This is a genomic window from Roseibium sp. M-1, assembly GCF_054515675.1.
In genome coordinates, this window is sequence record NZ_CM137257.1 from 887,342 (window position 1) to 908,777 (window position 21,436).

The 21,436-nt window shown below is 60.2% G+C and carries 17 protein-coding genes; 14 read left to right on the forward strand and 3 right to left on the reverse strand.

The genetic code is table 11. The features are described 5' to 3' along the window. Window positions 1-79: 79 nt before the first annotated feature. Both ACX3M4_RS04045 and ACX3M4_RS04050 read right to left on the reverse strand, forming a co-directional pair. The gene (locus ACX3M4_RS04045; RefSeq protein ID WP_459357313.1) at window positions 80-1,120 is read right to left on the reverse strand and encodes an HpcH/HpaI aldolase/citrate lyase family protein; all 1,041 of its coding nucleotides are present in this window, start codon (window positions 1,118-1,120) and stop codon (window positions 80-82) included. Window positions 1,121-1,201: 81 nt separating this feature from the next. Then, entirely contained in the window at window positions 1,202-2,128 is a 927-nt protein-coding gene (locus ACX3M4_RS04050) for a lysophospholipid acyltransferase family protein (protein ID WP_459357314.1), read from the reverse strand. A gap of 263 nt (window positions 2,129-2,391) precedes the next feature. On the opposite strand from ACX3M4_RS04050, the gene ACX3M4_RS04055 reads away from it, so the two are divergent. Together ACX3M4_RS04055 and ACX3M4_RS04060 are read left to right on the forward strand one after the other, a co-directional pair. Continuing rightward, on the forward strand, window positions 2,392-3,351 hold the full coding sequence (locus ACX3M4_RS04055; protein WP_459357315.1) for an AEC family transporter: 960 nt from the start codon (window positions 2,392-2,394) through the stop codon (window positions 3,349-3,351). A gap of 15 nt (window positions 3,352-3,366) precedes the next feature. Then, window positions 3,367-3,789: a DUF1801 domain-containing protein gene (locus ACX3M4_RS04060; RefSeq protein ID WP_459357316.1), complete on the forward strand. Its 423-nt coding sequence runs from the start codon at window positions 3,367-3,369 to the stop codon at window positions 3,787-3,789. Between the two features lie 17 nt (window positions 3,790-3,806). Here ACX3M4_RS04060 and ACX3M4_RS04065 read toward each other — a convergent pair whose 3' ends face one another. Then, a complete protein-coding gene (locus tag ACX3M4_RS04065) occupies window positions 3,807-5,009 on the reverse strand; it encodes a UbiH/UbiF family hydroxylase (protein ID WP_459357317.1) in 1,203 nt (400 codons plus the stop codon). Between the two features lie 198 nt (window positions 5,010-5,207). Here ACX3M4_RS04065 and ACX3M4_RS04070 point away from each other — a divergent pair, with 198 nt between their 5' ends. From ACX3M4_RS04070 to ACX3M4_RS04125, 12 genes are all read left to right on the forward strand, one after another. Continuing rightward, window positions 5,208-6,149, forward strand: a complete 942-nt coding sequence (locus ACX3M4_RS04070) for a DUF2182 domain-containing protein (protein ID WP_459357318.1) — start codon at window positions 5,208-5,210, stop codon at window positions 6,147-6,149. Between the two features lie 183 nt (window positions 6,150-6,332). Continuing rightward, window positions 6,333-7,049, forward strand: a complete 717-nt coding sequence (locus tag ACX3M4_RS04075) for a CDP-alcohol phosphatidyltransferase family protein (protein ID WP_459357319.1) — start codon at window positions 6,333-6,335, stop codon at window positions 7,047-7,049. Between the two features lie 237 nt (window positions 7,050-7,286). After that, window positions 7,287-8,264 (forward strand): quinone oxidoreductase family protein, encoded by a 978-nt coding sequence (locus ACX3M4_RS04080; protein ID WP_459357320.1) that lies wholly within the window; start codon window positions 7,287-7,289, stop codon window positions 8,262-8,264. 11 nt (window positions 8,265-8,275) lie between these two features. Then, window positions 8,276-9,226 (forward strand): LysR family transcriptional regulator, encoded by a 951-nt coding sequence (locus ACX3M4_RS04085; RefSeq protein ID WP_459357321.1) that lies wholly within the window; start codon window positions 8,276-8,278, stop codon window positions 9,224-9,226. Window positions 9,227-9,420: 194 nt separating this feature from the next. Continuing rightward, window positions 9,421-10,905 carry a xanthine dehydrogenase small subunit gene (xdhA, locus tag ACX3M4_RS04090; protein WP_459357322.1) on the forward strand — a complete coding sequence of 495 codons (1,485 nt, stop codon included), beginning with the start codon at window positions 9,421-9,423 and terminating at the stop codon, window positions 10,903-10,905. Further along, window positions 10,889-13,225, forward strand: coding sequence for a xanthine dehydrogenase molybdopterin binding subunit (xdhB, locus tag ACX3M4_RS04095; RefSeq protein ID WP_459357323.1), 2,337 nt, complete (start codon window positions 10,889-10,891; stop codon window positions 13,223-13,225). Before xdhA ends, xdhB begins: the two co-directional genes overlap by 17 nt. Next, on the forward strand, window positions 13,225-14,238 hold the full coding sequence (gene xdhC, locus ACX3M4_RS04100) for a xanthine dehydrogenase accessory protein XdhC (protein WP_459357324.1): 1,014 nt from the start codon (window positions 13,225-13,227) through the stop codon (window positions 14,236-14,238). Before xdhB ends, xdhC begins: the two co-directional genes overlap by 1 nt. A gap of 48 nt (window positions 14,239-14,286) precedes the next feature. Next, window positions 14,287-15,846, forward strand: a complete 1,560-nt coding sequence (locus ACX3M4_RS04105) for an ABC transporter ATP-binding protein (RefSeq protein ID WP_459359362.1) — start codon at window positions 14,287-14,289, stop codon at window positions 15,844-15,846. Further along, window positions 15,846-16,934, forward strand: a complete 1,089-nt coding sequence (locus tag ACX3M4_RS04110; protein WP_459357325.1) for an ABC transporter permease — start codon at window positions 15,846-15,848, stop codon at window positions 16,932-16,934. The genes ACX3M4_RS04105 and ACX3M4_RS04110 overlap by 1 nt, the downstream gene beginning before the upstream one ends. Next, complete coding sequence (locus ACX3M4_RS04115; protein ID WP_459357326.1) at window positions 16,927-17,841, forward strand: ABC transporter permease; 915 nt, start codon at window positions 16,927-16,929, stop codon at window positions 17,839-17,841. Before ACX3M4_RS04110 ends, ACX3M4_RS04115 begins: the two co-directional genes overlap by 8 nt. Window positions 17,842-17,938: 97 nt before the next feature. Next, window positions 17,939-19,003: a BMP family ABC transporter substrate-binding protein gene (locus ACX3M4_RS04120; protein ID WP_459357327.1), complete on the forward strand. Its 1,065-nt coding sequence runs from the start codon at window positions 17,939-17,941 to the stop codon at window positions 19,001-19,003. A gap of 554 nt (window positions 19,004-19,557) precedes the next feature. Beyond that, window positions 19,558-21,414 carry a putative bifunctional diguanylate cyclase/phosphodiesterase gene (locus ACX3M4_RS04125; RefSeq protein WP_459357328.1) on the forward strand — a complete coding sequence of 619 codons (1,857 nt, stop codon included), beginning with the start codon at window positions 19,558-19,560 and terminating at the stop codon, window positions 21,412-21,414. Window positions 21,415-21,436: the final 22 nt, after the last annotated feature.

The window sequence follows — 21,436 nt, forward strand, 5'->3', positions numbered from 1 at the left end:
GCATTGCCGGGATAACGTGCCGACTGTCTGCATGCAAGCATTGTAACATTAAATCTTAGATGGCGAGCCTTGCCAAAGTCTAAAGACCGTAGACCTCCGCGAGCGCCTTGTCCTTGGACGCAACCAGGCGGGCAAGGTCGACAATCACCTTGGCCTGTTTCCAGGTAGCGTCGTCCTGCATCTTGCCGTCGATCATGACGGCTCCGGTCCCGTCGGGCATCGCATCCAGGATCTTTTTGGCAAAGGCGACTTCGCCGGGATCGGGTGAAAACACCTTCTTGGCGATATCGATCTGGGTCGGATGCAGCGACCAGGCGCCGAGGCATCCCATCAGAAAGGCGTTGCGGAACTGGCTTTCGCAGGCCGCGGCATCGGAGAAGTCGCCGAAGGGGCCGTAAAAGGGTTTCAGTCCATAGGAAAGGCAAGCATCCACCATCTTGCCGACCGTGTAGTGCCAGAGATCCTGCTGGTAAGCTACGCGCCCGCCGCCGGCATCGGCGTCGGAAAGCACCGCATAGTCCGGATGGCCGCCACCGACACGGGTTGTCTTCATGCCGCGGGACGCGGCAAGATCGGCCGGGCCGAGGCTCATGCCGTGCATGCGCGGACTGGCGGCCGCAATGTCCTCGACATTTTTCACGCCTTCCGCCGTTTCCAGAATGGCATGGATCATGATCGGCTTTGTCAGACCGGACTTGGCTTCAAGCTGAGCAAGCAACTGGTCGAGATAATGGATGTCCCAGGCCCCCTCGACCTTGGGCAGCATAACAACGTCCAGCTTGTCGCCGACCGCCGGAACGATTTCCAGCAGATCGTCGAGGAACCACGGACTGTTCAGGCAATTGACACGGGTCCACAAACCCGTCGAGCCGAAATCGTTGTCCTGCGCCATTTGAATAAAGCCCTTGCGGGCATCCGTCTTGGCGTCGGCGGGAATGGCGTCTTCGAGATTTCCCAGTACCACGTCCACGTTGCGGATCAGCTCCGGCACTTTCGCCCGCATCTTCTCGATATGCGGCGGCACGAAGTGGATCATGCGCTCCAGCGAGACCGGCCGTTCGCGATAGGGTTCCGGAGCTCCGATGGCGAGCGGCTTGAAGAATGCACCTGGGGTTTTCATGTATCGGCTGTCCTCCACCTGACTGAAGGACTAGCTATAACGCCAATGCTGCGCTGCAACCATACCCAGAAAGGAGAAGTGTCAATTGCTTCTTTCTTTCTGGGAGATTGAACGACGGGCGTGTTTTCCGGCCGCGTTTTTCCCCGGAGGTGCCCACTTCTTGTGGATCCACATCCATTGTTCGGGGTGTTCGCGGATCCAGCCTTCGAAAATTGCATGCATCTGAGCCGTTGCGGCTTCAATATCCGCCTGCCGGTCCTCGGTGACCGGAACGGAGATCGCCCTGGCTTCCACGCAGAAACTGACGCCCTTCTTGCGGATGACCCGCCCCAATACGATCGGCACATTGCAGGAGCGGGCGAGGGAGGCCGGCACAGGCGTGGCGTAGGCCATCTGACCGAAAAACGGTACCTGAATGCCTCTCGCCTCACGCAGATCCCCCATCATTGCGACAATGCCGCCGCTCTTGAGCGTACTCAGTATCTTTCGCGCCGTCTGATGACCTTTCGACAGCAGACCGCCCCGGTAGAGATCCTGCCGGAGCGATCGCAGCGCCTTGTCGGCTTCCGGATTCCGCAGAGCCTGGTAAACACCGGTAATGTCGATCCCCCTGCGAACGGCAGGCTGCACACACAATTCCCAATTGGCACTGTGGAAGGAAACGAAGAGACAGGCGCGTTCGCCGTTCAGCACCTGTTCCGTCACCTCATCGGCGACCGCCTCGTAGCGGTTGTCCTGTTTGAGGAGCCTGTCGATATGGAAGGTTTCGGCAGCAACCCGGCCGAGATTTTCCCACATACCGCGAATGATTTGATCGCGTTCGGCCGAGGACATTCCCGGGAAGGCTTTTTTCAAGTGGCGGCGAGCTCTCTTGTGCCGGGCATTGAATGGAGCAAACAATCGCCAGCTTTTGCCCATCAGGAAAGACGCGACGTCCACCGGAATCAACCGGAACAACCAGATCGCGACGTTGAGCGCAACGCTTTCGATCCTGTTTTGAAAGGCCATCAGCCTCGGGTTTTTTCGCTGTCTTAACTTGCGGGACATTGGGTGCGATTGCTTCCGTGACTTCGCTTAAGTCTGCAGAAAATTGGTATGCCGGTCTGCACTGCGCTTCGGGGCACTTGCGATGCGGCGTCAGACCTGATTGGTATGCGGGTCACCGGGTGGCCAGCGGGTCACGCGTCCTTAGCCAAGCCCGGCGCAAGATGCAAGCGCCGAGGGAACCGCCGCTTCGTCCGACTGGGTCTGAATTTACTCCTGGAAACTGCATGCAGAACGTCATCACCCTGGCCCTTCCGTTTTTCGGGCTGATCCTCCTGGGCTTTGCCGCGGGCAAGCTGAAAGACTTGCCGGAAGCAGGCTTGAGCTGGATGAATTTCTTCGTGGTCTATCTGGCGCTGCCGGCATTGTTTTTTCGGTTGTTGTCGGAAACGCCTTTCGAAGAGCTTGCGAATGTCTCCTATATCGCTGCGACGACCTTCACCACCTATATTGTGTTCGCCATTTCCTTTTGCATCGGAGTGGCCGCGACCCGCGGCAATATAGGCGAATCGACCATCCTCGGCATAGCCGGTGCCTATTCGAATATCGGGTATATGGGCCCGGGCCTGACCCTGGCGGTCCTTGGAGTCAAGGCGACCGTTCCGACGGCACTGATCCTGGCTTTCGACAATGCGCTGATGTTCATCCTCGCACCGCTCCTGATGGCTCTTGCCGGCACGGAGAACGAGAGCATCCTCGGCACCTTGAAAAAGATCGGCATCCGGATCTTCACCCATCCCTTTATTCTGGCGACCATTGCTGGCGTAGCGGCAGCAGGCCTGGAAATCCGTCCGCCAGAGGCCATAGACACGTTGCTGCGCTATCTAAGCAGCGCGGCCGCGCCCTGTGCACTATTTGCCATGGGGGTAAGCATTGCCTTGCGGCCGGTCGGCCGAATACCACTCGAACTGCCGGTCATTCTCGCCGTCAAGCTGGTGCTGCACCCGCTGCTTGTCTTCCTGTTGCTGACCTGGCTTGGCGGTTTCGAACCGAGCTGGATCGCGACCGCTGTCCTGATGTCCTGCCTGCCGCCCGCGACCAATGTCTTCGTGATTGCCCAGCAATATGGCACCTATGTCCAGCGGGCCTCGAGTTTCGTCCTGATCGGTACCGCGCTCTCCATCGTGACGGTAACCGCCTTCATCTGGGCGCTGACCAGCGGCTTTCTGCCGACGGGTCTCGGCTAAGGAATTGGAGCGCAAATGGCAGACAATCCGGATGTTCTTGCCCTGATCGAGAGTTACCCCGCTGATATCAGTGCGGCGCTCCTCGAGCTTCGGACCCTGATCCTTGAAACGGCACAACAACTGGATGCGGCCGGAGAGATCGAGGAAACATTAAAATGGGGGCAGCCGAGCTATCTGACGGTGCGGCCCAAAACAGGCACAACGATCCGGATAGACCGCGACAGTTCAGCAGCCGGCGACGTCGCGCTTTACGTGAACTGCCAATCGTCGCTCGTCTCGGATTGGCGGGCCCTCTTTCCGGAGCTGACATATGGCGGCGATCGAAGCGTTCATTTCAAACTGTCGGATCCGCTGCCTGAAGGGCAAATCCGGCAGATGGTCACCATGGCGCTGACCTATCACAAGGCAAAGGATAAGCGGCCCCGAAAACCGGCGTGATCGACGCCGAGCAATGCTTATTTGTGCAGCTGGAAACCTGAGCCGGGCGCAAGGCCCTCACGCATCAGTATCCGCCGCAAGGGTCCGACCTTTCCGGCCAGATACATCCCGGCACTGCGCGCCACCTGGACCGGCAGGAACCCCGTCAGCAAGGAGCGGTTCAGGAGATCCACCGCATTCGTTCTCGACTGGATATCGCCGAGCCGTTTTCTTTCATAGGACGCAAGGACCGCGGAAGCGCCGATATCGGCAGCAGATCGCGCTGCCATCGACAGGACAGCGGTCAGGTCGGCAATATCCCGGAGCGAAAGGTTCAATCCCTGGGCGCCGATAGGCGGGAAGACATGCGCCGTCTCCCCGATGAGTGCCAGACGCGGACCGACCAGTGACCTGGCGCTCAGGCCGGAGAGGGGGAAGCTCTGCGGTTTCGAGGCAAGGGTGAAAGCGCCGAGAATGGAATGGGCACGCCGTTCCAGGTCGAGCGCAAGCTGCTCGGGAGAAAGAGCCATCAGTTCCGCTGCACCTTCCGAGGTTTCTACGCAGACGAGCGAGGATTGCCTCCCCGGCAGCGGGACAAGCGTGAAGGGGCCGGTTGGCGTGTGAAATTCCGTCGAGATGTTCTGATGCGGCAGCCTGTGCTCAAGGTTGAGCACGACGGCCTCCTGCGGATAGGACCAGCGCTTGACGTCGATACCGGCCGCCTCGCGCAGCACGGAATTCCTTCCATCCGCGGCAACCGCCAGCCTGGCTGATATTACCGTGCCTGAAGACGTTGTCAGCACAGCTTTGTCCCCGGCGATGCCGACTGAAACGACACTGTCGGTGAGGAGTGTCAAACCGGTCTGCTCGGCACAATGCCTTTCAAGAACTGAATTAAGATCACTGTTCAAGATATTGAAACCAAACTCTTCCATACCGAGTTCGGCACTGTCGAAGGCCACTTCAGGGGCCCGGAACAGGCGGCCCGTGCCGTCGATCATACGCATCTTTTTCAAGGAAGCCGCATTGCCTTCAATGTCTGGCCAGACACCGATGTCGCGTAGCAGATCGATCGATTTTTGCCAGAGTGCCGTCGTCCTCCCGTCGGTTTGGGCGGCCGCGGGCGCGATGACGACGCAGGAAAACCCCTGCTGAGCCAGCGCCAATGCAGCAATCCGTCCGGATGGCCCACCGCCTGCAATGGCGATATCGTACTGGTCTGACTTGGCTTTCCTGGGCATCGCGCTGATCCGTGATTTGAAACCTGTGTTTTAGATCGCCGTTTGCAGCCGGAAAATCAACGGGGCGAATAAACGCAGGCCCGTGACCCGTTCAAGAAATGATCCGAGGCGGCGTTATGAGCAAAATCAATTTCTTCCGGTGCTGTTTCGGCTAATGAGGCCTGTGATAGGCTGCCCGAAGCACGATTGATATGCACGATGACGATGCTGACCGGAACTGAGACGAGTAAAAACCTGCGTACTGGAAGCACCTCACGCGGCTGGCCCCTCGTGGTGCTTGTTGTTGCGCTTCTGAGTCTCTCGGGGTGGTCCTATCTCATCGCCATGATTGCCGACATGCTTCCGGCCATGGACATGGGCGAGGCAGGTCCCGGCATGGGCCTCCTCAACAATTTCAATCAGTTCGCCGGTCTGCCGGACGACGTCCGCGCTGCGCTCGCTGTGCTGTGCCTTCCGGCAGGAGCAACCTTCGGCATGCCTGGCACGGAGATGACCCTTGCCGATCTGACCAAGATCTTTGTGATGTGGGTGATGATGGCGATGGCCATGATGTTGCCGACAGCCGTGCCGATGCTGCGCGCTTACTACATTCAGATCGGATCTCTTACCGGAAACAGTACGAATGCAAGGCAGGGCAGGGTCTTTCCCGTCCTGATGACCGCGACCGGTTATCTCGCGGTCTGGATTGCCTATGCGTTGGCGGCCACTGCGGCACAGTGGGGCCTTTCTCGTGCGGGGGCCCTCAATGACATGCTTGCACCCGTCAGCCTCGCGCTCACGACAACGGTTCTTCTGGCCGCGGGACTGTACCAGTTCACCCCTTCAAAGCGCGCTTGTCTGCAACGTTGCTGGTATCCGCGCTGGGTGTTTTCCCTGACCCGGCAAGTGCCGTCGCCTTTGTCCGGGTTTCGCGAGGGGCTCGTTCAGGGATGGGTCTGTCTCGGCTGCTGCTGGGCGGTCATGACTGTCATGTTCGCAGTCGGCCTGATGAATGTTCTCTGGATCGCGTTGCTCGGCGGCGTCATGGCGTTGGAAAAAACCTTTCCAAACCGGCTGCTACGTCCCGCTATCGGTATTGTGTTGCTGATCTGGGCGGGATCGCTGGTGGTTCTTATCCTTTCGAGAAACGCACCCGTCTAATTTGCCCGCCTAATGCCCATGGGACTGTTTTTTAGGTTCACACTGTCATACGATTGCAATAAAGGACCGTGTCAGCGTCTGTGTGATCCAGGGATGTCCGTGGGACCGCCGTAACCTCACGCAATCGAGGGCGCGAACGCTGCGACTTGTCGCGCCCCTGATCCAACAATTGAGGAAACGCCCGTGACGGACATTACGCCAGGCAAAGACAAAGCAGAGCCGGCCCTGTTCCTGATCCATATCCTGACCGCTTCCGGTGCGCCGATCGCCCTGATCGCGCTGCTTGCCGGTGCACGGGAGAACTGGGCCGAAATGTTCGCCTGGCTGGGGCTGGCCTTTTTCATCGACGGCATCGACGGACCTCTGGCACGCCGCTTCAACATCGCAGAACGGCTGCCGCGCTGGTCTGGTGCATCCCTCGACTTCGTCATCGACTATGCGACCTATGTCTTCCTGCCCGCCTTCGCGCTTTCCTGGAGCCTGATGCTGGAAAGCCCGTGGAACTGGATCTGCGGCGGCCTCGTGGTCTTTACCGGCGCGCTTTATTTCGCCGACAACGGCATGAAGACGCCCGACGGATCGTTCAAAGGCTTTCCGGCTGGCTGGAACATGGTGGTTTTCGGCCTCATGGTTCTGTCGCCCTCGCAGAGTTTCACCATCCTCTTCGTGCTCCTGTGCTGTGCCATGACCTTCGCGCCCGTTCGCTTCGTGCACCCGGTGCGGGTACGCCGCTGGCGCATGATCACGCTTCCCGTGACGCTTCTCTGGATGGGGCTCGCCGCCTATGCCATTCTCGACGGCATGTCGCTGACCGGTCCGCTGGCCTGGGTCTTCACCGCCTCAAGCTTCTATCTGCTTCTCGTCTCCGCAGTTCAGCAATTGCTCGACCGCGTCGACTGAACGTAGCCAGGGGTCGCGCGCTTACGGACAGCTCACCACGCCCTCGATGCAAATCGAGGGCGTTTTTCTGTCCGGCGACTGACGATGGCACGCTGTTGCTTCAATCGCCGGATTCGTCAAGGCATACCCGGGTTGCCAAGGACCTTTTCGAACTGCATTGAAATCACTAAGGTCTTCAACAAACCCCGTCGCTTGTTCAGCGTGCGGGGGCATCACCAACAATGCCGGGGAAGCAAAATGGTTCAAGCAATCCGAGTTCACGCGACCGGTGGTCCGGATGTCATGCGCTGGGAACAGATCGAGGTCGGTGAGCCCGGCCCGGGTGAGGCACGTATCCGCCACACAGCCGTCGGTTTGAATTTCATCGATACCTATTTTCGCTCCGGCCTTTATCCGGCACCGAACGGCACACCGTTCAGCCCGGGGAACGAAGGCGCCGGTATCGTCCAAAATGTGGGCGAGGGGGTGAACCACCTGAAGCCCGGCGACAGAGTTGCCTATGTCGGCCCGCTCGGCGCCTATGCGCAGGAACGTCTGGTTCCGGCCGACCGGCTGGTCGTCATCCCGGACGGCATCGACGACAAGACTGCCGCCGGCATGATGCTCAAGGGCATGACCGCGCAGTATCTTCTGCGCCAGACCTATAAGGTCGGCCCCGAGACGACGCTGCTCTTCCACGCCGCAGCAGGCGGTGTCGGCCTTATCGCCGGCCAGTGGGCCGCCCATCTTGGCGCGACTGTCATCGGCACAGCCGGGTCGGAAGAGAAAGTCGCGCTCGCCAAGGCGCATGGCTATCAGCATGTCATCAACTACCGGACGGAGAATTTCGTCGAGCGGGTCAAGGACATCACCGGCGGCAAGGGCTGCGACGTTGTCTATGACAGCGTCGGCAAGGACACCTATCCGGGGTCGCTCGATTGCCTGAAGCCGCGCGGGCTCTGGGTCAGTTTCGGTCAGTCCTCCGGGCCGATCACCGATTTCAACCTTGCCCTCCTGTCGCAGAAGGGCTCGCTTTACGCCACAAGGCCAACGCTCTTCACCTACATCGCCACCCGTGAGGCTCTTGAGGCGACTGCAGGCGAACTGTTCGACGTGGTGCAGAAGGGCATCGTGAAGATCGGCGTCAACCAGGAATACAGGCTTGCCGACGCCATCCAGGCCCATACGGATCTGGAAGGGCGCAAGACCACCGGCACGACTGTCCTGATCCCCTGACGGTCGTCTCCATGCGTTCCGGCCGCGCCCAAGATCTGTCCCGCAACCTTTATAGCCCCGCCATGCGCTATTTTCTGGCCGTGGCCGAGGCCGGATCTATCCGCGCGGCTTCGCGGGAACTGAATGTCGCCTCTTCTGCCGTGAACCGTCAGGTGCTCTGGCTGGAGGAGGCGCTTGGCATGCAGCTCTTCGACAGGGTCGGGCGGCGGTTGCGGCTTTCCCAGGCAGGTGAATTGCTGCTGGCACATATTCGCCGCACCTATTCGGATTTCGAAGGAACCGTCGCCGAACTCGACGCGCTCAAGGGCCTGCGCCGCGGCACGGTTTCGATCGCCAGTGTCGAAAGCGTTGCCGAAAAGCTGCTGCCGGCGGTGATCAGCAGCTTCCGCAAAAGTTATCCGGGCATCCATGTGAATGTGTCGATCTCGTCTTCCCGGGAGGCCGCCCGCAAGGTCGAGGCCGCGGAAGCCGATGTCGGCTTCACCTTCGACCCCCCGGAAACGTCCTCGCTCACCGTTGCCTTTCACCATGATCTCGTGATCGGCGCGCTGATGCGGCCCGATCATCCGCTTGCCGGTGCCAAGGCACTCAGCCTGCATGAGTGCCTGAGATTTCCGGTGGCGTTGCCTGCAGAGGGGCTTTCGCTGCGGACCCGGCTTGACGTTGTCCGCAGCCGTATTCCCGGCATCTCGCGCACCTATGTGGAAGCCAATTCCCTGCGGCTGATGCGGGCGCTTGCCCGGGAGGAACAGGTGATCGGCTTCCAGACCCGGATCGGCTGCGAAGACGATCTCGCCAATGGTCTCCTGATCTTCAAGCCGCTCAGCGATGCGCCGCTTCAGGCCGACAGGCTCTGTGTGGTAACCTCATCATTGCGTGCCCTGGCGCTGGCGCCGGGCATGTTTTTCGACCATGCCGTGTTCGCCTTGAAGGACCAATTGCCAGCGCTTGATGCCAAATAGTTATCATAACGGTCGCAAATGAGCGCTTTGGTTCAACGTTTTTTTAAGGCACATTTTTTGTGACAGTTTTGCGGCAGACCGCCGCGCGAGGGAGAAAACTGATGGGGCGTTTGACAACGCACGGTCCCGAAACCGCCCGGCACAGGCCTATTGAAGGCCTGGCGATCCAGTTTCTGTTCGGGGAGTGCTGAGCGATGCGTGACACCATCCGTTTCCTCAAGGGCGGCGAGATCGTCGAACTTGAAAATGTCGGACCGACCGAAACCGTCCTTGATTATCTGCGCCTGCGCCGCCGGGAAACCGGAACCAAGGAAGGCTGCGGCGAGGGCGATTGTGGAGCCTGCACGGTGGCAATAGGCCGTGTCACCGGCGGCAAGGTCGTCTACCAGCCCGTCAACAGCTGCATTCAGCTGCTTGGCATGATCGACGGTGCCGAGCTGGTGACGGTCGAGGACCTGTCGACCGACAGCCGCCTGCACCCTGTTCAGGCCGCGATGGTGGAGCTGCACGGCTCGCAATGCGGTTTCTGTACGCCGGGCTTCATCATGACGCTGTTCACGCTGTATCACGATGCGGGCGCCGAGAAGTCCCGCAAGACAGTGACCGAGTGGCTCGCCGGAAATCTGTGCCGCTGCACCGGTTACAGGCCGATCATCGATGCCGCGCTGGACGCCTGTTTCGACGCGGCAGACGACGCCTTTTCCTGGCGTGCCCATGAAACCCGGGAAACCTTGAGGACTTTGGCCGACGGCAGCGACGTCTTCATAGGCGACAGCGACTGTTTCTTTTCCTCGCCCGCGACGCTCGACGGGCTCGCCGCGCTTTATGGCCAGCATCCGGACGCGACGCTGGTTGCCGGGGCAACCGATGTCGGTCTCTGGATTACAAAACACCTACGAGAGCTCCCGAAAATGATCTGGCTCGGCCGGATCGAAGGCCTCGACCGGGTGGAGGCAAGTCCTTCCGGCGTCCTGATCGGGGCGACCGCAACCTATCGGGCCACCGAAGAGGCAATGACTGACCTCGCCTCCGATCTTGGCGAGCTCTGGCGCCGCATCGGTTCCAAGCAGGTGCGGGCCTCCGGCACTGTTGGCGGCAACATCGCCAACGGCTCGCCCATCGGCGACACACCGCCCGCACTGATCGCTCTCGGCACGACGCTGGAACTGCATTCCGCCTCCGGCTCCAGGGCGCTGCCGCTTGAAGACTTCTTCATCGACTACGGCAAGCAGGATCGGCAGACCGGCGAATTCGTCACCGGTCTTTTCGTACCGCGCCTCTCGGCCAACCAGGCCTTCCGCTGCTACAAGATTTCCAAGCGCTTCGATCAGGACATCTCTTCCGTCATGGGAGCCTTCCGGCTGACCCTCGACGCGGAGGGCATCATTACAGACGCACGCATCGCCTATGGCGGCATGGCCGGCACGCCAAAGCGGGCTGCGGGAGCCGAGGAAGCGCTGAAAGGAGCTTCGCTGGAAGATCCTGCGACCTGGGGCGAGGCCATGCATGCCATCCTTGATGACTTCACGCCGCTGACCGACATGCGGGCGAGCGCGGACTACCGGATGGAAACCGCCCGGGCGCTGCTCGCCAAGGCGCTCATGGAAATCAGCGGGACGGCGCCGGAAGAGGTGCGCGTCCTTGCAAAGCGGGAGGCCGATCATGACCGTGCCGCTTGATGCCAATGAAATGACCGTTCCGTTGAAGACCGTTCGCAAGGCGCTGCCCCATGACAGCGCGGAAAAACACGTCCGCGGCACTGCGACCTATATCGACGACATGGTCGAGCCGACAGGCACCCTGCATGTGGTTCCAGGGTGGGCGAGGCAAGCCGTGCGCGGGCGCATATTGTCGGTGGACCTGGAGGCGGTGAAGTCTGCACCGGGTGTCGTCGCGGTGCTGACGGCCGGAGACGTGCCGGGCAAAAACGATTGCTCGTCTTCCTTTGGCGACGATCCTGTGCTCGCTGAAGACGAGATCCTGTTCTATGGCCAAGTGGTGTTTGCCGTAGTTGCCGAGACCCGCGATCAGGCGAGAAAAGCCGCGCAAAAGGCGAAGATTGATGTTGCTGCGATAACGCCGATCCTGACCGCGCAGGACGCGGTCGATGCGGATACAACGGTGCTGCCGGACTACCAGTTCCGCAGAGGTTCACCGGAAACCGGAATGAATGCGGCCGAAGAGGTCCTTTCCGGAACGATGCAGATCGGCGGGCAGGAGCATTTCTACCTGGAGGGCCAGGTCGCCATGGCCGTTCCCCAGGAAGACGGCGGGATGCTGGTGCACTCCTCCACCCAGCACCCGACGGAAATCCAGCACACCATCGCCAAGGTGCTTGGCGTTCCGGATGCGGCCGTGACGGCGGAAGTGCGCCGCATGGGCGGCGGTTTCGGCGGCAAGGAATCCCAGGCCAACCAGTGGGCGGCACTTGCCGCCATTGCGGCATCGGTCACCGGTCGGGCCTGCAAGTTGCGTCTCGACCGGGACGACGACATGATCATGACCGGCAAACGGCATGATTTTAAGGTCAACTGGCAGGTTGGCCATGATGGCGAGGGCCGTATTCGCGCCGTCGACATGGAGTTCCTGGCACGCTGCGGTTACTCGGTCGATCTGTCGCTTGGCGTCAACGACCGCACGCTGTTTCATGCAGATTCAAGTTATTTCTATCCGGACGCGCTGATCCGATCGCGCAGGCTGCGTACCGATACCTGTTCCAACACCGCGTTCCGCGGCTTCGGCGGGCCGCAGGGGATGCTGGCGGCGGAGCGCATGATCGATGCGATCGCCATCAGCCTCGGCAAGGATCCGCTGGAGATCCGCAAGCTCAATTTCTACGACGGCGAACGCAACCTGACGCCCTATGGCATGCCGGTCGAGGAATATGAGGTCATGCACAACCTCATCGACCAGTTGGAGGAAAGTTCCGCCTACTGGACACGCCGTGAAGAGGTCAAGGCGTTCAACGAAAGCAACGCGGTGCTGAAAAAGGGCCTGGCGCTGACACCGGTCAAGTTCGGCATCTCCTTCACGCTGAAACACCTCAACCAGGCAGGCGCACTGGTCCACCTCTATACGGACGGCTCGGTTCATCTGAACCATGGCGGTACCGAGATGGGGCAGGGGCTCTATCAGAAGGTCGCCCAGGTTGTCGCGGAGGAATTCGGCATCACCCTGGACAAGGTCCGCATCACTGCGACCAACACCTCCAAGGTGCCGAATACAGGGCCGACGGCTGCGTCCTCGGGCACGGATCTCAATGCCATGGCGGCCAAGCTCGCCGCCAAGGAGATCAAGAACCGGCTGATCACGTTCCTCTGCGAACGCCATCAATGCGGACCGGAAGCCATCCTCTTCGCCGACAACAAGGTGGTTGTGGGCGACCAGAGTTTTGCGCTCGCAGAAATCGCCAAACAGGCGCACATGGCGCGCATCCAGATGTCCCATGCCGGTTTCTACGCGACGCCGGGCATCACTTGGGACCGGGACAGCGTCAGCGGCCGGCCGTTCTACTATTTCGCGTTTGGCGGTGCCTGCGCCGAAGTCACCATCGACACGATGACCGGCGAAATGACCATTGACCGTGTCGATATCCTGCACGATGTCGGCCATTCCCTGAACCCGGCAATTGACCTTGGCCAGATCGAGGGCGGGTTCGTCCAGGGCATGGGCTGGCTGACGACCGAAGAACTTGTCTGGGACGAGCAGGGTCGGCTGCGCACCCATGCGCCTTCCACCTACAAGATCCCGACCGCCTCCGACCTGCCGCCCGACTTCACCGTCAGGCTCTATGAGGGAAGCGGCAATCCGCAGGCGACCGTCTACAGGTCGAAGGCGGTCGGCGAGCCACCGGTGATGCTGGCCAATGCTGTCTTCTGCGCCATCAACGATGCCGTGGCCAGCCTGAGCCCTGGCATGGTGCCGAACCTGAACGCGCCGGCAACGCCTGAGGCCATCATGAAGGCTGTCCAGGACATGCGGCGGAGGAAAATCTCCTGATGAAGGTCTGGGCGCACATTGCCGACTGTCTGAAGCGCAGTGGAGCTTGTGCGCTCGTTACCGTAGCCCGTGTCGACGGTTCCACGCCGCGTGAGGCTGGTGCACGCATGGTGGTCAATGGCGACGCCGGTTTCTTCGGCACCATTGGCGGCGGCACGCTGGAATTCGAGGCAATCCGGCGCGCCGCGCAGGCAGCGTCCTTAGCCGAGCCGGGCATGTTCGTGCAGTCGGTTTCGCTCGGACCAGATCTTGGCCAGTGCTGTGGTGGCCGTGCCCAGATCTCGGTCGAGGTTTTGACTTCGGACAATCTGGAGCAGGCTCAGGCCTTTGCGCAGATTGAAGCTGAAGGATTGCCTTTCTCCACCGAAGCGCTGGTGGTGAACGGAAAGGTGCAGGGCCGTCAGTTTCGCGAGGAACCGACCGAGCATCGATTTTCCCTGGAATCTGACCAAAAAACGGGCAACCAGCTGCTGATCGAGCAGTTCGGCGACACACGCCGCGCGCTCTATCTGTTTGGTGCGGGCCATGTCGGCAAGGCTCTCGTGTTGGCGCTTGCGTCCTTGCCCTTCGATATCACCTGGATCGATGGCCGGAGGGACCAGTTTCCCGGCCCGGTTCCGGCCAACGTGCACAAGGTCTGCACGGTCGATCCGGACGTCATTCTTCAAGATGCCCCGGACGGCGCATTCGTGCTGGCAATGACCCATTCACACGCACTCGACGAAGAGATCATGGCACGGGCCTTGCTTCAGCAGCGCTTTGCCTATTGCGGTGTGATCGGGTCCAGGACCAAACGCGCCCGCTTCCTCAAGCGCCTGAAGGCACGGGGGCTGAACGACACCTTGATCGCGAACATGGTCTGTCCCGTTGGCGTGAGCGCAGTCAAATCAAAACACCCGGCTGCAATCGCTGCCGGAATAGCCGTCGACCTACTCATTCGGGACGAGGCTGAAAATCATCAACAGGCCGCTGCAGGCGGAGGGCTTGCACAAAAACTAAACCATGGACAATAAAGCGGCATTCGCTTGGGGGACGGCGTGGCAGATACGTTAATACATGAAATGGAGGACGGCTCAGCCCGGCAGCGCAGGACAGGTGACAACACCTTGCTGGACGCACGCGGGCTGACCAAGCGTTTCGGCGATATTCTGGCAAACGACAGGGTCGACCTCGTCATCAACAAGGGTGAAATTCACGCGCTGCTCGGCGAAAACGGCGCCGGCAAGTCGACGCTGGTGAAGATGTTCTATGGGTCGCTGGAACCGGATGGCGGTGAAATCCTGTGGCGGGGACGGAAGGTTGATATCGGCAATCCGGCCGCGGCCCGTGAGCTTGGCATCGGCATGGTGTTCCAGCATTTCTCGCTGTTCGAGGCCTTGACGGTCGTCGAGAACATCGCGCTTGCCCTGCCCAATCCCGGCCGCATGGCGGAGCTTTCAGCCAAGATCGAGACCGTATCTCGCGACTATGGCCTGCCGCTCAATCCGGACGACATCGTCGCGGACCTGCCGGTCGGCATCCGTCAGCGCATCGAAATCGTCCGCTGCCTGCTGCAGGAACCGCAGCTGATCATCATGGACGAGCCGACCTCGGTGCTGACACCGCAAGAGGCCGACCTCCTGTTCCTGACGCTGAACCGCCTGGCCAAGGAAGGCTGCGCTGTGCTCTATATCAGCCACCGACTGGAAGAGGTCAAACGGATCTGCCATCACGCGACGATCCTGCGTCACGGCAAGGTGGTGCGCGAATGCGACCCGACAAAGGAAACGCCGGCCTCGCTTGCCAGCATGATGGTGGGGGCCGATGTGGCGTCCGTCAGCGCCGGCGCGCAGAAGCCGGTGATCGGCGAGACGCGGCTGGCCCTGAAGAACCTATCGGCCAAAGCCGCGACGCCTTTTGCAACCGCGCTGAACCGTATTTCACTGGAATTGAGGGCAGGCGAAGTGGTCGCGATTGCCGGAGTTGCCGGCAATGGCCAGGGTGAACTCTTCGATGCGATTTCAGGCGAAATGCCGGTCGCAGCGGATATGGTCGTTCTCGACGGTAAACCCTGCGGCACCCGCAACATCACGTGGCGGCGCCGGCAGAACGCGGCCTTCGTGCCGGAAGAACGTCTTGGCCACGGCTCCGTGCCCGGCATGAGGCTCTCCCAGAACATTGTGCTGACGCGGCATGCCACAGGCGACAAATTGCTTGGCGGCGGCTTCGTCTCCAAGGCTCGGGCCAGTGCGCTGGAAAAGCGCATCAAGCAGAAATACGACGTGCGCATGTCGCACGACGATGCAGAAGCGCGTTCGCTCTCCGGCGGCAATCTGCAGAAATTCGTGGTCGGCCGCGAACTTGACCGCCAGCCAGGCGTGCTCATTGTCAACCAGCCGACATGGGGCGTTGACGCCGGTGCTGCGGCCCTGATCCGGCAAGCCCTGATCGATCTGGCAAGATCCGGTTCCGCTGTTCTTGTCATCAGCCAGGATCTCGACGAAATCTTTGAAATAGCCGACCGGATCGCAGTGATCTCCCGAGGGTTTCTATCGGCGGCCGAACCCGCCGAGGACATGACCCGTGAACGGGTCGGCCTTCTGATGGCCGGCGGCGCGGAAACGCAAGGGGAGGTGGCCTGATGCGTATCGAACTGGTGAAACGCAAGGAGCACAGCCAAGTCATGGCGCTCCTGTCGCCGCTGATCGCGGTCGGCCTGACCGCCCTTGCAGCCGCTATCATTTTCTCAATAACCGGCCACAACCCGCTGATAGCTCTCTATAAATTCTTCATAGAACCATTGACGCAGGAATGGTCGCTGAATGCCACGATCGCCAAGGCGACACCGCTCATCCTGATCGCCTGCGGCCTCGCGGTCTGCTATCTCTCCAACAATTGGAACATCGGCGCTGAAGGCCAGTTCGTCTTTGGGGCACTGTTCGGGTCCGCTCTTCCGATCCTGCTGCCAGAGTTCGAAACGGTTGCGACGCTGCCGCTGATGCTGATCTTCGGTGCGATCGGTGGTGCGCTCTGGGCATTGATCCCGGCTCTGCTGAAAACGCGGTTCAACACCAACGAGATCCTTACCAGCCTTATGCTGGTCTATGTAGCCAGCCTGTTGCTTGACTACCTTGTCCGGGGTCCCTGGCGCGACCCAGGCGGGTATAACTTCCCGGAATCGCGGATTTTTTCCGACGCGGCGACACTTGGCTCCATCCCCGGCACCTCCATCAGCTATGCCGCTCTGCTGACCATCGCCGTCGCCATCATCCTGGCGGTGGTGCTTGCGAAAACCCTCAAGGGGTTCGAGATCCGGGTCATGGGCGAAAGCCCGCGTGCCGGCAGCTTCGCGGGTTTTTCCTCCCGGAAACTGACGCTGTTTTCGTTCGCGCTTGCTGGTGGCCTTGCGGGCCTTGCCGGCACGATGGAAGTCTCCGGCGGGCTCAACCAGCTCCTTCCGCAGATATCGCCAGGCTATGGCTTCACCGCGATCATCGTGGCGTTTCTTGGCAGATTGAACCCGTTTGGCATAATCGTTGCCGGATTTGTCCTGGCGCTGTCCTATATCGGCGGCGAGGCGGTCCAGTCGGCCTTGGGCGTTTCCAACAAGATTGCCAGCGTTATCCAGGGGCTTTTGCTCTTCTTCGTGCTCGCCTGCGACACGCTCATCCTTTATCGCATCCGCTTTGCCGGTCGCCGTGCCCCCGCAGGGGAGGTCTCCCATGTTTGAAGCCGTTCTACTGACCGTCATCACCGCGGCAACGCCGCTTCTCATCGCTGCCGTCGGCGAGCTTGTCGTCGAACGCTCCGGCGTCCTTAACCTCGGTGTCGAGGGCATGATGATCATGGGGGCCGTCGTCGGGTTTGCCGTTGCCAACCAGACCGGCTCCGGCACGCTCGGCGTCGTCGCCGCAATCGCCGCGGGTATGGCGATGTCGGCCCTGTTCGGGTTTCTGGTCCTGGTCCTGGTGACCAACCAGGTTGCAACCGGCCTGGCCCTTACCATCCTCGGGATCGGCTTTTCCGGCCTCATCGGTGAAGCCTTTATCGGCGTACCCGGCCTGAAGCTGCCGGAACTCAATATCCCGGTCCTGTCGGAGATCCCGTTCTTCGGGCCGGTATTCTTCCAGCAGGATGCCATCGTCTATCTCAGTTTCGTGCTGGTGGCAGTGGTTGCCTATTTTCTGTTCCGCACACGGCTCGGCCTGGTGCTGCGCTCTGTCGGCGACAATCACGGGTCAGCCCACGCACTTGGGTATTCGGTGATCCGCATTCGCTTCGCCGCCATTCTCTTTGGCGGCGCCTGCGCGGGTCTTGCCGGAGCCTACATGTCGCTGGCCTATACGCCGCAATGGGTGGAGAACATGACAGCGGGCAGGGGCTGGATCGCGCTGGCGCTGGTGGTGTTCTCGTCCTGGCTGCCGTTGCGTGTCGTCATCGGCGCCTATCTCTTCGGAGGGGTGAGCGTCCTGAACCTGCACGCCCAGGCCGTCGAGATCGACATCCCGTCACAACTGCTTTCGAGCCTCCCGTATCTTGCAACTATTTTGGTGCTTGTGCTCATCTCGGCAAACCGCAGACTGACGCTGGTCAACACGCCAGCCTGTCTCGGTAAGCCTTTCGTTCCCGACCGGTAAGCCTCCCAGCGACCGGTCGGTCCGCGCCCGAAGCGATCAGGGACGGACAGCTATAATGATCGCAACAGAGAGATCGAACCAGAGGGGACTGAACCACATGAAATCTCTTTTGAAAGCAACCGTCGCCGCTATCGCCTTCGCGGCAGCCGGTTCAGCGGCAAACGCCGCCGACGTCAAGGCCTGCTTCATCTATGTCGGCCCTGTCGGCGACTTCGGCTGGTCTTACCAGCACGATCAGGGTCGTCTGGCTGCTGAAGCCCATTTCGGCGACAAGCTGGAAACGGCGTATCTGGAAAGCGTGCCGGAAGGCCCGGATGCCGAGCGTGCCATCGAGCGTTTCGCCCGTGAAGGCTGCAACATCATCTTCACGACGTCCTTCGGCTACATGAACCCGACCGTCAAGGTCGCCAAGAAGTTCCCGGACGTGAAATTCGAACACGCAACCGGCTACAAGACCGAAGAGAACGTTGCGACCTACAATTCCAAGTTCCACGAAGGCCGCTACATCATCGGCCAGATTGCGGCCAAGCAGTCCAAGTCTGGCGTTGCCGGTTACATCGCGTCCTTCCCGATCCCGGAAGTCGTCTCCGGCATCAATGCGTTCCTGCTCGGCGCGCAGTCCGTCAATCCGGACTTCAAGCTGAAGGTCGTGTGGGTGAACTCCTGGTTCGATCCGGGCAAGGAAGCCGATGCCGCCAAGGCGCTGATCGACCAGGGCGCGGACATCATCACCCAGCATACCGACTCCACCGCACCGCTGCAGGTTGCCCAGGAACGCGGCGTGAACGGCTTCGGCCAGGCATCCGACATGATCAACTTCGCGCCGGAAGCTCAGTACACCGCGATTATCGACGATTGGGCTCCGTACTATATCGAGCGGATCCAGGAAGTCGTGGACGGCACGTGGGAATCCAAGAGCACCTGGTCTGGGCTTGCGGAAGGTCACGTCGTGATGGCGCCCTACACCAACCTGCCGGATGACGTCGTCGCCATGGCCAAGGAAACCGAAGCCAAGATCTCCGGCGGATGGGAGCCCTTTACCGGCCCGATCACCAAGCAGGACGGGACCGTCGCAGCTGAAGAAGGTGTCCGCCTCGACGACGGCGCAATCCTCGGCATGAACTGGTACGTGCAGGGTGTCGACGACAAGCTTCCGCAATAACCCAAACTGCTTCAGGTCTTGAGGGACGGCCCGGATGCCCGCCATCCGGGCCGTCTTTTTTCTGCTGGGAGCAATTTGTGGACCGATAGGGTCACGTCTTTGGAATACAGAGGGCAAATCCAGTTGCACCACAAAAATGACGTTGCGTCTTTTTGCATTTAGACGCTCTTAACAGTTGTTCGCTCTAATGCCTTGAACCGCAGTCAGAGGCCCGTCCGGGCCCGATGCGGAGCGACTGCAGGCCCGGTTCCATTGGCAAGTTTCAGTTAAGATTGTTGAAGGACACTGCGGGTCTAATTCAGCCGGGTGGTGGTGCAGGGCGAGGCCTGTACCGGCCCGGAGACGGCAAACCGGGGGGCACCGGTACGTCTGATGACAGGGATTGACCGGATGGGAGTTTTAAACAGGCCTCTTTAGGGCCATTGCGATCTGTCGTCAGGACGGTTGAGCTGATGCGATTTGATAAACTATTGCGAATTGGATTTCCGGCAATTTTTGCCGTTCTTACCCTTGCAATCGGTGTTAATTTTATTGTGCTGCTGCAAGCGCAAACCATGCTTCACCAGAAAAACCAGCTGCAAAATCTCGTACTGCAGGACACACAACGCTTCAGCACCTCGGAACTTGAAAAGCTCATCGCACGCTACGCGGCGCTCCAGAGCCCTGAAGACGCACTCGCGGCGCAGAGCGCCTACACATCCTTGCTGAAATCCTTCCAGAACTGGCCGAGCGAGCAATACAGCCAGATTGTCGGTCATTCGGACTACATTCAGGACAAGCTCTTCAACATCCTGCGCAGCAGCAGCCGGGTGGAACCCTACCTCAGCACCCTCGACGATCAGACCTCGATCAACAATGCCTTGATCATCCTGCAAGGTATCGGCAGTTCGCTCGAGCAGATCAACCAGATGGTCACTCAGGAAGCCACCCATCAGGCGGACGAAGCCAGAATAAGCCTGCAACGGTCACAGATCGTGCAAAGCCTTCTCGTCCTGGCGTTTTTGAGCGCTGCATTTGCATGGTTCATTTCGGGAATGGCGCGCAATACCCGTTTACGCCATCAGGCGGAAGCAGACAGAAAACAGGCGGAGACCCTGACGCATCTTTTGAACCACGATGCAGTCACCGGTCTCATTCAGCACAGGGTATTCGCAGACAGGGTGCGAAGTGCCCATGACGCTCTGACGGAAAACCGGACACTCAGCATTTTTTGCATCGATCTGGAATCCAGGCTGCCGACCTTGAATACCTTCGGTCCGGCGACCGAGGAATCGATCCTTGCATCAACAGCGGATCTTTTGCGTCACGCCGCCGATCAGCTGGATGGCCAAACGTGCCTGGCAAGGTCGGCAGGCAAGGGGTTCCTGCTGATGAGCGTCAGCAAAGACGAACTCGCTTTGACCGCTCCAGTTATCGCCAATCGCATCCATGATCTTTTCCTGCGTCCGGTTCAGACCGGATTTGGCGCTTTTCTTGTGTCGCCAGCCATTGGCTATGCCGATAGCGGCACGATGGACAAGGACCCTGCCGAGATCATTCGCAATGCGGAACTTGCCGTTGCGAATGCTGTCAGCTATGGACGCCGCCGTGTGGTGACCTACGAGCCGGCGATGCGTGCGGAAATGGAACGGCGCACCACGGTGGAACACGCTCTGGCACGGGCGATCGAGGCAAACGAGTGCCTGCCGCATTTCCAGCCCCAGTTCAATCTGAAGACCGGTCGCATCTTCGGGCTGGAGGCGCTGGCGCGCTGGTACCATTCCGAACTTGGCTGGATTTCGCCTTCAGAGTTCATACCGATTGCCGAAAGCAACGGCGACATTGTCTCGCTCGGCTGGAAGATCCTGGAAACGTCGTGCTCGGAAATCCAGCTTCTGCCGCCGGACCTGTCGCTTTCCGTCAACCTGTCGGTCGCGCAGATCCTGAGTGACGACGTGGTGGCGATGCTTGACGAATGCCTCGCCCGCACGGGCCTGCCGGCGTCCCGGCTGAAGCTGGAAGTCACCGAAACCACAATAATGAGCGACCTGAGGCGCATTCAGACAACGCTTTCGGAGCTGCGAGCACTTGGGGTCGGCATCTCTCTGGATGATTTCGGTGTCGGCTATTCGGCGCTTTCCTACCTGACCGACTTCCATTGGGACGAAATCAAGATCGACCGTTCCTTTGCCACCAAGGCTGTAAAGGATAGAAAACTGCGCGAGATCCTGAAGATGGTGCTCGGAATTGCCGAAACCATGGGATCGCAGGTGCTGATCGAAGGCATAGAGACCGTCGAGCAGCGCGATGTCCTGGTGGACATCGGTTGCACCATCGGTCAGGGCTACCTCTTCGGTGGACCGATGGCGATAGACGACATCACCACGCTGTTCTTTCCAGACCACAGCCACCGGACAATCGTCGGGCTTTGATGCACTAAGAACCTTCAGGCGT

Coding starts and splice junctions, on each gene's coding strand:
- ACX3M4_RS04110 (WP_459357325.1), top strand. CDS start 15,846: ATGCGTATCGAACTGGTGAAACGCAAGGAGCACAGCCAAGTCATGGCG.
- ACX3M4_RS04080 (WP_459357320.1), top strand. CDS start 7,287: ATGGTTCAAGCAATCCGAGTTCACGCGACCGGTGGTCCGGATGTCATG.
- ACX3M4_RS04115 (WP_459357326.1), top strand. CDS start 16,927: ATGTTTGAAGCCGTTCTACTGACCGTCATCACCGCGGCAACGCCGCTT.
- xdhC (WP_459357324.1), top strand. CDS start 13,225: ATGAAGGTCTGGGCGCACATTGCCGACTGTCTGAAGCGCAGTGGAGCT.
- ACX3M4_RS04045 (WP_459357313.1), bottom strand. CDS start 1,120: ATGAAAACCCCAGGTGCATTCTTCAAGCCGCTCGCCATCGGAGCTCCG.
- xdhA (WP_459357322.1), top strand. CDS start 9,421: ATGCGTGACACCATCCGTTTCCTCAAGGGCGGCGAGATCGTCGAACTT.
- ACX3M4_RS04065 (WP_459357317.1), bottom strand. CDS start 5,009: ATGCCCAGGAAAGCCAAGTCAGACCAGTACGATATCGCCATTGCAGGC.
- ACX3M4_RS04125 (WP_459357328.1), top strand. CDS start 19,558: ATGCTTCACCAGAAAAACCAGCTGCAAAATCTCGTACTGCAGGACACA.
- ACX3M4_RS04060 (WP_459357316.1), top strand. CDS start 3,367: ATGGCAGACAATCCGGATGTTCTTGCCCTGATCGAGAGTTACCCCGCT.
- ACX3M4_RS04105 (WP_459359362.1), top strand. CDS start 14,287: ATGGAGGACGGCTCAGCCCGGCAGCGCAGGACAGGTGACAACACCTTG.
- ACX3M4_RS04050 (WP_459357314.1), bottom strand. CDS start 2,128: ATGGCCTTTCAAAACAGGATCGAAAGCGTTGCGCTCAACGTCGCGATC.
- xdhB (WP_459357323.1), top strand. CDS start 10,889: ATGACCGTGCCGCTTGATGCCAATGAAATGACCGTTCCGTTGAAGACC.
- ACX3M4_RS04070 (WP_459357318.1), top strand. CDS start 5,208: ATGACGATGCTGACCGGAACTGAGACGAGTAAAAACCTGCGTACTGGA.
- ACX3M4_RS04085 (WP_459357321.1), top strand. CDS start 8,276: ATGCGTTCCGGCCGCGCCCAAGATCTGTCCCGCAACCTTTATAGCCCC.
- ACX3M4_RS04120 (WP_459357327.1), top strand. CDS start 17,939: ATGAAATCTCTTTTGAAAGCAACCGTCGCCGCTATCGCCTTCGCGGCA.
- ACX3M4_RS04055 (WP_459357315.1), top strand. CDS start 2,392: ATGCAGAACGTCATCACCCTGGCCCTTCCGTTTTTCGGGCTGATCCTC.